This is a genomic window from Kaistia defluvii, assembly GCF_040548815.1.
GTDB classification, from domain to species: domain Bacteria; phylum Pseudomonadota; class Alphaproteobacteria; order Rhizobiales; family Kaistiaceae; genus Kaistia; species Kaistia defluvii_A.
Genome location: NZ_JBEPSM010000001.1, coordinates 2702984 through 2715232, shown reverse-complemented (window position 1 = coordinate 2715232; position 12249 = coordinate 2702984). Strand labels below are relative to the sequence as shown.

11 protein-coding genes are annotated in these 12249 nt (G+C 65.9%); 3 read left to right on the top strand and 8 right to left on the bottom strand.

Features of this window, described 5'->3' with window-relative positions:
• The 8 genes from ABIE08_RS12735 to ABIE08_RS12700 form a co-directional block, all read right to left on the bottom strand.
• Positions 1-909 carry an ABC transporter permease subunit gene (locus ABIE08_RS12735; protein ID WP_436409550.1) on the bottom strand — a complete coding sequence of 303 codons (909 nt, stop codon included), beginning with the start codon at positions 907-909 and terminating at the stop codon, positions 1-3.
• Between the two features lie 4 nt (positions 910-913).
• On the bottom strand, positions 914-1924 hold the full coding sequence (locus tag ABIE08_RS12730) for an ABC transporter permease subunit (protein ID WP_354551410.1): 1011 nt from the start codon (positions 1922-1924) through the stop codon (positions 914-916).
• Between the two features lie 204 nt (positions 1925-2128).
• Positions 2129-3718 (bottom strand): ABC transporter substrate-binding protein, encoded by a 1590-nt coding sequence (locus ABIE08_RS12725; RefSeq protein WP_354551408.1) that lies wholly within the window; start codon positions 3716-3718, stop codon positions 2129-2131.
• Between the two features lie 142 nt (positions 3719-3860).
• Positions 3861-4787, bottom strand: coding sequence for an NAD(P)-dependent oxidoreductase (locus ABIE08_RS12720; protein WP_354551406.1), 927 nt, complete (start codon positions 4785-4787; stop codon positions 3861-3863).
• 104 nt (positions 4788-4891) lie between these two features.
• A complete protein-coding gene (locus ABIE08_RS12715; RefSeq protein ID WP_354551404.1) occupies positions 4892-5698 on the bottom strand; it encodes a creatininase family protein in 807 nt (268 codons plus the stop codon).
• A gap of 81 nt (positions 5699-5779) precedes the next feature.
• Entirely contained in the window at positions 5780-7183 is a 1404-nt protein-coding gene (locus ABIE08_RS12710; RefSeq protein WP_354551691.1) for an 8-oxoguanine deaminase, read from the bottom strand.
• 15 nt (positions 7184-7198) lie between these two features.
• Positions 7199-8554 carry an 8-oxoguanine deaminase gene (locus ABIE08_RS12705; protein ID WP_354551402.1) on the bottom strand — a complete coding sequence of 452 codons (1356 nt, stop codon included), beginning with the start codon at positions 8552-8554 and terminating at the stop codon, positions 7199-7201.
• Between the two features lie 85 nt (positions 8555-8639).
• Positions 8640-9029, bottom strand: coding sequence for a RidA family protein (locus ABIE08_RS12700; protein WP_354551400.1), 390 nt, complete (start codon positions 9027-9029; stop codon positions 8640-8642).
• Between the two features lie 413 nt (positions 9030-9442).
• Here ABIE08_RS12700 and ABIE08_RS12695 point away from each other — a divergent pair, with 413 nt between their 5' ends.
• The 3 genes from ABIE08_RS12695 (at position 9443) to ABIE08_RS12685 (ending at position 12249) form a co-directional block, all read left to right on the top strand.
• Entirely contained in the window at positions 9443-10456 is a 1014-nt protein-coding gene (locus tag ABIE08_RS12695) for an ABC transporter substrate-binding protein (protein ID WP_436409528.1), read from the top strand.
• Positions 10457-10552: 96 nt separating this feature from the next.
• Positions 10553-11374 carry an ABC transporter ATP-binding protein gene (locus tag ABIE08_RS12690; protein WP_354551397.1) on the top strand — a complete coding sequence of 274 codons (822 nt, stop codon included), beginning with the start codon at positions 10553-10555 and terminating at the stop codon, positions 11372-11374.
• Positions 11371-12249, top strand: coding sequence for an ABC transporter permease (locus ABIE08_RS12685; protein ID WP_436409527.1), 879 nt, complete (start codon positions 11371-11373; stop codon positions 12247-12249). The genes ABIE08_RS12690 and ABIE08_RS12685 overlap by 4 nt, the downstream gene beginning before the upstream one ends.

Sequence of the window (12249 nt, the reverse complement as noted above, 5' to 3'; positions counted from 1 at the left end):
TCAGCTCCTCCGCATTTTCGGGTCGAGCGCATCGCGCAGCCCGTCGCCGACAAGGTTGATGGCAAGCACGGTGATCAGGATGGCGAGGCCGGGCTCGGTGACGATCCAGGGCGCGGATTGCAGGAATTCGCGCGCCGAGGCGAGCATCGCGCCCCATTCGGGCGAGGGCGGCTGCGCGCCGAGGCCGAGGAAGCCGAGCGCCGCCGCTTCCAGGATGGCGTTGGAGATGGTCAGCGCCGCCTGGACGATGATCGGCGCCATGCAATTGGGCAGCACCGTCTTGAACATGATGCGCAGCGTGCCGGCGCCGCCGACGCGGGCCGCCGTCACATAGTCGCGCGTCTTCTCCTGCATCGCCGACGCCCGCACGAGGCGGACGTAATAGGGCAGGTAGACCACGGTGATCGCGATGATCGTGTTGGTCAGGCTCGGGCCGATGATGGCGACGATGACGATGGCGAGCAGCAGGCTCGGCACCGACAGGATGACGTCCATCGCCCGCATGATCACGATCGACGGCCAGCCCGGCGCGAAGGCGGCGACCAGGCCGAGCACGATGCCGACCACCATCGAGGCGACCACCACCGACAGGCCGATGAACAGCGACAGCCGGGCGCCGAAGATCAGGCGCGAGAGCATGTCGCGGCCGATCTCGTCGGTGCCGAGCAGGAAGGCGCGATTTCCCCCCTCGACCCAGGCGGGCGGGATACGGGTGAACTCGCGGAACTGCTCAATCGGCGAATAGGGCGCCAGGAAATCGGCAAAGATCGCGACGAAGACCAGCAGGCCGAGCAGGATCAGCCCGATCAGGGCGGCGCGGTTTTCCGAGAAGTCGCGGAAAAAGGAGGCGAAGGGGCCTGGCGGCGCCTTCGGCTCGACCATGGCGGCGGCGGTCCGCTCGGCAGGCATTCTGTCAGCGGGCATGGCGGATCCTCGGGTTGAGCACGCCGTAGAGCAGGTCGACGAGAATGTTGATGACGATGACGATGCCGGAGACCAGCAGGATGCCGCCCTGCAGCACGGGATAGTCGCGGCGCTGGATCGATTCGATCAGCCAGGAGCCGATGCCGGGCCAGGAGAAGATGTATTCGGTCAGCACCGCGCCGGCCATCAGCGCGCCGACCTGCAGCCCGATCACCGTGACGACGGGGATCAGCGCGTTTCTGAGCGCATGGATGCCGACGACGCGGAAGGGCGACAGGCCCTTGGCGCGGGCGGTGCGGACGTAATCCTCGCCGAGGATCTCCAGCATGGCCGAGCGGGTCATGCGGGCGATGGTGGCGAGCGGAATGGTGCCGAGCACGATGGTCGGCAGGATCAGATGCGACACGGCCGAGCTGAGCGCGCCCTCCTGGCCGGAGAGCCAGCTGTCGATCAGCATGAAGCCGGTGACGGGCTCGAAATAGTAGAGCAGGTCGATGCGGCCCGAGACGGGGGTCCAGCCAAGATCGACCGAGAAGAACAGGATCAGCAGCAGGCCCCACCAGAAGATCGGCATCGAGAAGCCGGTCAGCGCCGCGCCCATCAGCGTGTAATCGACGAAGGTGCCGCGCCGGGTCGCCGCGATCACGCCGGCCGGGATGCCGAGGATCGTCGCGAACAGCATGGCGCAGATGGCCAGTTCCAGCGTCGCCGGGAACAGCGTCGTGAATTCGGTCAGGATCGGCGTCTGCGTCGAGATCGAGGTGCCGAAATCGCCATGCGCGATCTGCCAGAGATAGTCGAGAAACTGCTTCCACACCGGCTGGTCGAGACCGAGCTCATGGCGGAAATGGGCCAGACGCTCGGGCGAGATGCCGCGCTCGCCGGTACGGGCCTCGACCGGATCGCCCGGCACGAGCCGGATCGCGATGAAGGTGAGGAAGGCGATGGCCAGGAAGGTCGGAATGACCAGCAGCACGCGCCGGATGATGAAACTGAACATGGTGATACCGCCTGGAAGGCGAGGCGGGAGGCGCCGTCACGGCCGTCATCCCCGCGAAAGCGGGGATCCGCCCTGGCCCTTGCGGGCCGGCGGATCCGGGGGCTTGCGTGAGCCTGCCGGACCGCGCGCGACGCGGCCCGCCAGGCTCATGACAATACCCGGAACGACGGAGGTGTGGTGCCCCCCGTCCTCGTCCGTCGCTTGCTACTCGAGACCGACTTCGGCGAATTCACGCCGTCCGAGCGGGCTGACCTTGTAGTTCGTCACGTTCTTGCGGATCGGCTCGTACACGATCGAATGCGCGACGTTGAAGACCGGCGCTTCTTCATGCGCGATCACCTGCATCTGCTCATAGAGCTTGGCGCGCTCCGCCACGTCGAAGGTCGACTTGGCCTTCTGGAACAAGGCTTCGAAGTCCTTGTTGCACCACTTGGACAGGTTCTGGCCGCCCGGGCGGGCGCCCTCGCAGCCGAGCAGGAAGAAGAAGTTGTCGGGATCGCCATTGTCGCCGCTCCAGCCGAGCTGGCCCATCTGGTGCTCGCCGGCCTGCATGCGCTTGCGGTATTCGCCCCACTCATAGGAAACCAGGTGGGTCTTGATGCCGACCTTCTCGAAATCCGCCTGCATCAGTTCGGCGATGCGCTTGGCGTTCGGGTTGTAGGGGCGCGTTACCGGCATCCACCACAGATCGCTCTCGAAGCCTTCCGCGACGCCGGCGGCCTTCAGCATTTCCTTGGCCTTGGCCGGGTCATACTTGTAGGGCTCGATCGCGTCGTTGTAGCTCCAGATCGTCGGCGGAATGAAGTTCTTGGCCGCCTGGCCGGCACCGCCATAGACGTCCTTGATGATCGTCGCCTGGTCGATCGCCATCGTCAGAGCCTGGCGCACTTCCTTCTTGTCGAAGGGCGGCTTGGTGACGTTGAACGACAGATAGGCGATGTTGAGGCCCGGCTGCGACAGCAGGTTGACGTTCGCGTCCTTGCCCATGGCGTCGAGGTCGGCCGGGTTCGGGCCGATCATCACCTGGCACTCGTTCTTCTGCAGCTTGGCCCAGCGCGCGGTCGGGTCCTTGGTGATGGCGAAGACGAGGTCGTCGATCTTGGCCTTCGGGCCCCAGAAGTCCGGGAACGCCTTGAAGCGGATGACGGCGTCCTTCTGGTAGGCGACGAAGGTGAAGGGACCGGTGCCGATCGGCTGCTGGTCGACCGTCTCGGGCTTGCCCGCCTTCAGCATCGCGTCGGCATATTCGGCCGACATGATGGTGGCGAAATCCATGCCGAGATTGGCGAGGAAGGGCGCGTTCGGCTTGGTCAGCGTGAACTTGACCGTGTAGTCGTCGACCTTGTCAATCGACTTCAGCAGCGTCGGCATCTCCATGTCGTTGAAGTAGTCATACGCGCCGCCGGAGACCTTGTGGTAGGGATTGTCTTCCTTCCACATCCGGTTGAACGAGAACAGAACGTCGTCGGCGTTGAAGTCGCGCGTCGGCTTGAACAGCTTCGACGAATGGAACTTCACGCCCTTGCGGAGGTGGAACGTGACTTCCATTCCGTCGGGCGACACGTCCCAGCTCTCGGCCAAGGCCGGGCGGATCTTCGTCGTGCCCGGCTCGAACTCGACGAGCTGGTTGAACACCGGCCGGGCGGCGTCGAACGACGTGCCGGTGGTGTTGATCTGCGGGTTGAAGTTTTCCGGGCTGCCTTCCGAGCAGTAGACCAGAGTTTTCGCCTCGGCCGCCGAAGCGAGGCCGGCGGCCAGCATGGTTGCCGCCAACAGGCGGGCAAAATTCCTCATTCAAAACTCCCCTGGCTAGCGCCATCCAAAGCGCTTTAGGCCCGCCTTTTAAACCGGGTTCCTTGAGGAACCTCATCTTGGCGGGAAAGCTGCAGTCGAGCCGAGGCCGGCCACTATTGCAAGAGGGATTTTGGCCGCTTGATCAAAGATTGAGCGCGCCGCGAACTTTGGCAACGATCGCCGCGGAGGAGCGCAGGTGGGATTCGAGCGTCAGGTCGGCGATGCGCGGCGTCAGAACGAGATTGGGGACAGCCGCGAAGATCGAGCCGGCCTCGCTGTTGAGCGGTTCGGTTTCGAAGCCGTCGAAGGCGGCGCCGCGGAGACGGCCGATCGACAGCATGTTGGCGACCGCCGCCTCGTCGACGACGCCGCCGCCTCCGACCGAAATCAGCACGGCGGTCGGCTTCAGCCGCGCCAGCGCCGCCGTGCCGACGCGGCCGATCAGTTCTGGCCGGGCGGGCAGGTGGACGCTGACCACGTCGGATTCGCTGAGCAGCGCGTCGAACTCGACCCGCTCGACATCGCGCCAGACGGGATGGGCGGATTTCAGGAACGGATCCCAGCCGATCACCTTCATCCCAAGCGCCTGGGCGCGCTGGGCGGCGGCGCGGGCGCCGAAATCGAGCCCGACCAGGCCGAGCGTGCGGCCGTTGATCTCGCGGCCGACGAGATGGCCGCGCGGCCACTTACCGGCCATCACCTCGCGCGTCGCGAAGAAGGCGCCGCGCATCAGCATCATGGCGCTGGCGATGACATATTCGCCGATCGCGTCGGCCATCATGTCGGGCGCGCGGACGATCGAGACGCCGCGCGCCTCGCAGCTCAGCATGTCGATATTGTCGGAAACGGCGCCGACCTGGCCGATGACGCGCAGGTCGAGCGCCTGCGCGATCAGGGGGATGTCGACCACCGTCCGGTCGCGGATGATCAGTGCCTTGGCGTGGCGCACGGCGCGCGACAGACTCGGCAGGTCGCTGCCGAGCGTCGGCTCGTAATGAACCTCGAAATCGCGGGAGAGATCCGCGATCGCGTTCTTGTGCATGAACTCGGAAATGACAATGTCGACCACGCCCGCCCCCGGACATACGCTCCGTCAGATGCGGCCGCGCTGTTGCGTCATGCTAGCAACAGACGCCTGACATTCCCAAGCGTTTTCGGTCGAATTCCGTAGTTTCAGGCCGGCGCCTTCCAGAGGCGGGCCAGATCGAAGCGGGCCATTTCCTGCAGCAGCTCGACGAAGGCCGATGCCTGGTAGTCGACCATCTGCCGGCCCCGATCGGCGGTTGCACGCGAGGCGTCGCCGACGGCGCCCTTGGGGTTGAGATCCTGCGCCTTCCAGGCCGCCCGCGCCGGAGCGCTGTGGAAGCGGAGGCGCTTGAACTCCTTCAGCAGATCGAGCTGGGTCGAGCGGAAATCCTCCGCCTTCGACATGTCGACCAGGTCGGGGCGGAAATGCAGCATGATCGAGGTTTCGACGTCGCCGCCATGGATGCCGTAGAGATATTCCTCGGCCGGTACCATGCCCTCCGGTTCGCCGACATTGGTCCAGCCGGTGGAGACGACCAGCATCTCGTGCTTGATGCGCAGCTCGCGGGCGATGATGTCGGCGATCGGAACATTGCCGCCATGCGAGGTGACGATGACCAGCTTGCGGACGCCGGCGCGCGCGATGCTGTCGCCGATCTCCATCCACATGCGGATCGCGGTTTCCCACGTGAAGGTCAGCGTGCCGGGCGAGGAGATATGCTCGTTCGACTTGCCGATCGACTGCAGCGGCAGGAAGGTCGCCGGCAGGCCCTCGGGCAGCAGCTCGACGACGCGCTTGACCATGCCCTCGCCGATGCAGGCGTCGGTGAAGACGGGCAGATGCGGGCCATGCTGCTCGATGGCGCAAACCGGCAGGACCGCGATCCAGTCCTTTTCGCCGCCCAGGAAGGAAGGCGCCTGCATCTCATGCCAATAGGGGCGGGGAAGGGTCATTCCGAAGTCTCTTTCACGGATCGTTGCGATGGGGCAGGCGGGCATGGGCCGCGCCTGTCGGGCAGGAAGGAATGCCTGTTGTCATAGCGCTTCCAGGAAGGCGCGCGAAGCCTGATGATGCTCGTGGCGAAGGCGCGCGACATCGACGCCGACCGGCGCGCCGTCCTCGACCCGCCATTCGCCCTTCACCATGACGCGGTCGGCCGCGTGCGCGCCGCAGAGCACGAGTGCGGCGATCGGATCGCCCGCGCCGGAGAAGCGCAGATCGTCGAGCGACCAGAACGCCAGGTCGGCCTGCTTGCCGATGGCGATGGCACCCAGATCGTCGCGGCCGAGGCAGCGGGCCGAACCTTCCGTCGCCCAGCGCAGCGCGTCGCGATGGGTGACGCTCGCCGCATCATAGCGCAGCCGGCCGATCATCAAGGCGTGGCGGACGGCTTCCATCAGGTTGGAATTGTCGTTGGAGGCCGAGCCATCGACGCCGAGACCGACGGGTGAGCCCGCGGCCTCCAGCTCCTTCGTCCGGCAGATGCCGGAGGCGAGCACCATGTTGGAGGTCGGGCAATGGCAGATGCCGACGCCGTGGCGGCCAAGCTTCGCGACCTCCGCATTGTCGAAATGAATGCCATGCGCGAGCCAGGTCCGGTTCGACAGCCAGCCGCATTCTTCCAGATAGTCGACGGCCGACATGCCGTGCTTCGCATGCGCGAAATCGGCTTCCTGCTTCGTTTCGACGAGGTGAGTGTGCAGCCGGCAATCGTGCCTGTCGGCCAGCGCCGCTGTCTCGCGCATCAGCCGCATCGACACGTCGAAAGGCGCGCAGGGCGCAAGCGCGACGCGGGTCATCGCGCCGTTGGAGCGGTCGTGGTAGCGGCTGATGACGCGCTCGCAATCGGCGAGGATGACGTCGGTGTCCTGCGTCGCGCCGCCGGGCGCCACCGCCTGACTGTCGTCGCCGGCCTTGTCGCCGACGACATCGAGCGCGCCGCGCGACAGTGTCATGCGCAGGCCGACGGCGGCGGCCTCCTCTGCCTCAATGTCGAGCGCGTGCTCAAGGCCGGTCGGGAACATGTAGTGGTGGTCGGAGGCGCAGGTGCAGCCCGACAGCAGCAGTTCCGTCACTGAAAGCCGGGCGGCGAGGCGGAAATTGTCGGCGTTCACATGCCGCGTCCAGATCGGATAGAGCGCCTCGATCCACGGCCAGAGCGATTTGTTGATCGCCTTGGGATGCGCCCGCGTCATGGTCTGGAAGAAGTGGTGGTGCGTGTTGACGAGGCCCGGCGTCACGACATGCCGGCCGGCATCGAAGATCGTCTGAACCGGGTGGGCGGGTTCGGCGTTTTTGCCCACCAGCTCCACGATCCGGCCGCCTTCGACCACGACGCCGCGCTCGGCGCCATCCGCCAGCACGGCGATCGGGTCCCTGATCCAGATGCGGTCGGTGCGCTTCGTCTCCCTCTCCCGCTGCGCGGGCGAGGGAGCCAGTGGGAGCCTGGCCACCTACACCGACTCCAAAAAGGCCTTCGCCGCCTGGCCGTGTTCGTAGCGGAGCCTGGCTAGGTCCATGCCAACGGGCACGCCCTCCTCGACGCGCCAGTCGCCCTTCACCATGACGCGGTCGGCCTTGTAGGCGCCGCAGAGCACGAGGGCGGCGAGCGGGTCGCCAGCGCCGGAAAAGCGCAGTTCGTCCAGCGTGTAGAGCGCCATGTCGGCCTGCTTGCCCACGGCGATGGCGCCGATGTCGTCGCGGCCGAGGCAGCGCGCCGAACCCTGCGTCGCCCAGCGGAACGCGTCGAAATGGGTGACGCTTTCGGCGTTGTAGGTGAGGCGGTTGATCATCAGAGCGTGGCGGACGCCTTCCATCAGGTTGGAATTGTCGTTCGACGCGGAGCCGTCGACGCCGAGGCCGACCGGCGAGCCTGCGGCTTCCAACTCCTTCGTCCGGCATTGGCCGGAGGCGAGCACCATGTTGGAGGTCGGGCAATGCGAGACGCCGACGCCATGGCGGCCGAGGCGCATCACTTCCTCGTCGTTGAAGTGGATGCCATGCGCCAGCCAGACCCTGTCGTTGAGCCAGCCGCATTCCTCGAGATAATCGACCGGCCGGTAGCCGAAATGCTCCATGCAGTAGTCGTTCTCGTCGCGGGTCTCGCCGAGATGCGTATGCAGCCGGCAACCGCAGCGCTCGGCGAGCGCCGCCGTTTCGACCATCAGTCGCTTGGTGACGTTGAAGGGCGCGCAGGGAGCGAGCGCCACCTGCAGCATCGAGCCTTCGGACTTGTCGTGGTAGCGGTTAATGACGCGCTCGCAATCGGCCAGGATGACGTCGGTATCCTGCACCGCGCCCTGGTCGGCATTGCCACCGTCTTCTGTCGTCAGATTGAGTGCGCCGCGTGTCAGCGTCATCCGGACGCCGAGCTTGCCGGCCTCTTCCGCCTGGATGTCCATGGCGTCATCGAGGCCCGGCGGGAACAAATATTGGTGATCGGAAGCGGTGGTGCAGCCCGAGATCAGCAGCTCGGTCAGGGCCAGGCGGCTGGCAAGCCGCAGATTGTCCGGATTGACGTTCTTCGCCCAGATCGGGAACAGCGCCTGCAGCCAGGGGAACAGTTCCTTGTTGATCGCCGCCGGATGCGCCCGGGTCAGCGTCTGAAACATGTGGTGATGCGTGTTGACGAGGCCCGGCGTCACGACATGACGCGAGGCGTCGAACACCTTGTGGACCGGATGGCTCGGCTCGGCGCCCTTGCCCACCAGTTCCTGGATCTTGCCATTCTCGACGACGACGCCGCGTTCCGCCCCTTCGGCGAGGACCGCGATCGGATCCTTCAGCCAGACTCTCTCGCTCGTCGTCATGTCGCTTCCTGTCCTGTCGCGCGTCGTTCGACGCCGGGTGCCGCTGGCGCCTGGCTCGCAAGATGCGCGCCAGACAATCGGCCGCTCATTCCACCCTGGCGGCGACGGCCTCGATCTCGACCAGGAATTCCGGCCGGGTGAAGCCGCCGACAATGTAGAGGGTGGAAGCCGGCAGCGGCTCGCTGACGAAGCGGTCGCGCACGTTCATGTAGCGGCGCATGTCCTCGCGCCGGGTGACGAAGGCGTTGAGGCGGACGATGTCGGAGAGATCCATGCCGCCGGCGGCGAGGATCGAGCGGATGTTCTCGAAGCAGATCTCGGCCTGCGCCTCGATGTCCTCCGGAATGCTGTCATCGGCGCGGATGCCGAGCTGGCCGGAGGTGAAGATGAAGCGGCTGCCGGCCGGGGCCTCGACGCCGTGGCTGTAGCGGCCGAAGGGCGGACGGATGTCCGTGGGGGTCAGGGGAAGGTTCACCGATGGGCTCCGGGGTCAGCAATGCGGGCGAGAAGGGTAGGGGCGGGACCGCTCCGGTGGCAAGGGCGGGCGCGGCCGAAGGCGCGGGCAAGCCCTGGAGCGAAGGACCGCCGCCGACTGCCCGCTCGCTGCGCAGCCGGGCCGGCATCGTTTCGCTTTGGGTGCTCAGAATCATGCCCGCTGCCGCTATCTTGGGCAGAGTTCGTCGCATAATATGCCGCGACTTTCCGAAGGGCAGGCGGAGGACAGGGCCTGGCACCGGGGCGCCGTCCGGCCACGCGAGGGGCGTTGCGTGGCATGTGTCTTGCGTCGGGAGCCTGATTTCTGGGCTTTCGGGCCACGAACCGGGCAAGCCCGTTCGGAAACAACACGATCTGCGGCCGCTGGGGTTGCCGCAACAAGGGGAAGGCGAAGTGTTCATGACATCCATCAGGACTAAGTTCATCGGTCTGGCGGCCGGCGCGGCGGCGGTGGCCTTTTCCGGCCAGGCCTTCGCCCTCGACGAAGTCAGCTTCGGCACCAACTGGCTGGCCCAGGCCGAGCATGGCGGCTTCTACCAGGCCGTCGCCGATGGCACCTACGAGAAGTACGGTCTCAAGGTCACGATCGTGCAGGGCGGCCCGCAGGCGGCCAACCGCCAGCTGATGCTGGCCGGCAAGACCACCTTCAACATGGCCGGCAATTTGGTCGAGACCTTCGCCGCCGTCGAGGAAGGCATTCCGCTGGTCGAGGTCGCCGCGATCTTCCAGAAGGAACCGCAGGTCCTGATCGCCCATCCCGACGTCGAGAAGTTCGAGGACCTCGCCAAGCTCGACACGCTGCTGCTGTCGAAGGATGGCTATGCCTCCTATTTCCAGTGGATGAAGTCGGCCTATCCGGGCTTCCGCGACGAGCAGTTCAAGCCCTACACCTTCAATCCGGCGCCGTTCCTGGCGGATCCGAAGTCGGCGCAGCAGGGCTACATCACCTCCGAGCCGTTCGAGATCGCCAAGCAGGCCGATTTCAAGCCCAAGCTGTTCCTGCTCGCCGACCAGGGCTTCAGCACCTATTCGACGCTGATCGAAGGGACGCAGGAATATGTCGACGCGCATCCCGACATCGTCCAGCGCTTCGTCGATGCCTCGACGGTTGGCTGGTACAATTACCTGTACGGCGACAACAAGGCTGCCAACGACCTGATCAAGAAGGATAATCCCGAGATCACGGACGAGCAGATCGCCTACACGATCCAGACCATGAAGGATTACGGCCTGGTCGATTCCGGCGATACGCTCGACAAGGGCATCGGCTGCATCACCGATGCGCGCGTGCAGGATTTCTACGAGAAGATGGTCAAGGCCGGCGTCACCAAGCCGGGGCTGGACCTGTCCAAGGTCTACACCACCAAGTTCACCTGCAAGGGCGTGGGCAAGGAACTGAAGAAGTAGGGGCGGCGACGCTCCAGGCATTGCCGGGCTCGTTCCGGCAATGCCATCGCCAGTCTGGTGGCGCGTTTCGCCACTTTAGTTGAGGAAACGGATTTCTTGTCTCTCGCACCCAGCAGCCCGCCATCCGCCTTGTCCGGACGGCCTATCGTGCGCCTCGAGCATGTATCGAAGACCTTCTCGAACGGAACCATCGCGCTGAAGGACATGTCGCTGTCGATCGGCGCCGGCGAGTTCATCAGCCTGCTGGGCCCCTCGGGCTGCGGCAAGTCGACGGCGCTGCGGATGCTGGCGGGACTGGGCGAGCCGAGTTCCGGCAAGATCGTCTGGCCCGACCAGCCCGAGCCGAAGGCCAGCGACAAGAGCGAGGGCGAGATCGGCTTCGTGTTCCAGGAACCGACGCTGATGCCCTGGGCGACGGTGTTCAAGAATGTCTGGCTGCCGCTGCGCCTCAAGGGCATCTCGCAGGCCGCCGCGCGGCCCCGCGTGATGGAAGCGCTGGAGATGGTCGGGCTCGACAAGTTCGCCGATTCCTATCCGCGCGAACTCTCGGGCGGCATGAAGATGCGCGTCTCGATCGCCCGCGCGCTGGTCACCCGCCCGCGCATCCTGCTGATGGACGAGCCCTTCGCGGCGCTGGACGAGATCACCCGCCAGAAGTTGAATGACGACCTGCTGCGCCTCTGGGAGCAGTTCGGCTGGACCATCGTCTTCGTCACCCATTCGGTTTTCGAATCCGTCTACCTGTCGAGCCGCATCGTCGTCATGGCCGCCCGTCCGGGCCGCGTCATCGACGAGATCGACGTCGATGCGCCGCATCCGCGCGGCATCGGCTTCCGCACCTCGCAGGCTTATGGCGACTATTGCCGCCGGGCTTCGGAATCCCTTCTTTCCGCCATCGGAGCGGCCGACCACCTATGACCAGCATCGATCAGGGCCCGGCCGTGGCCCATGCCGCGCAGGAGACTGCGCATCCGGAACCCGCCATCGTGCCGGCGCCGTCCATGCCGGTCACGGAGCGCGTGCTGCGCGTGGCCATCCCGCTCGTGATGCTCGCCGGCCTGATCGGCCTCTGGGCCTGGTATGTCGCGGCCTACAACATCCCGAAATACATCCTCCCCGGCCCGGACCTGGTGCTGCAGTCGCTCATCAAGGATTGGCCGATCCTCGGCACCGCGCTGCTGGTGACGCTGAAGATCACCTTCGCGGCGCTCGGCATCGCGCTGGTCGGCGGCGTCGCGCTGGCGATCCTGCTTACCTCGTCCAAATGGGTCGAACTGGCGCTGTCGCCCTACATGGTGATCCTTCAGGTGACGCCGGTCGTCGCCATCGCCCCGCTCATTCTGATCTATGCGCCGTCGACCCAGTCGGCGCTGCTGATCTGCGCCTGGATCGTCGCCTTCTTCCCGGTGCTCTCCAACACGACGCAGGGCCTGAAGAGCACCGACCACAATCTGCTCAACCTGTTCGAGCTATACGGCGCCAGCCGCTGGCAGACGATGATCCACCTGAAGCTGCCGGCCGCGCTGCCCTATTTCCTGGCGGGCCTGCGCATCGCCGGCGGTCTCGCGCTGATCGCCGCCGTGGTGGCGGAGTTCGCCGCCGGTTCGGCCGGCGCCGGCTCGGGCCTCGCCTTCCGCCTGCTCGAATCGCAATACCGCCTCAACATTCCCCGCCTGTTCGCGGCGCTGATCCTGCTCTGCGGCACCGGTGTCGTGATCTATGGCGCCACCAGCCTGATCTCGCACCTGGCGCTTCGCCGCTGGCACGAGAGCGCGATCCGGCGGGAGAATTGA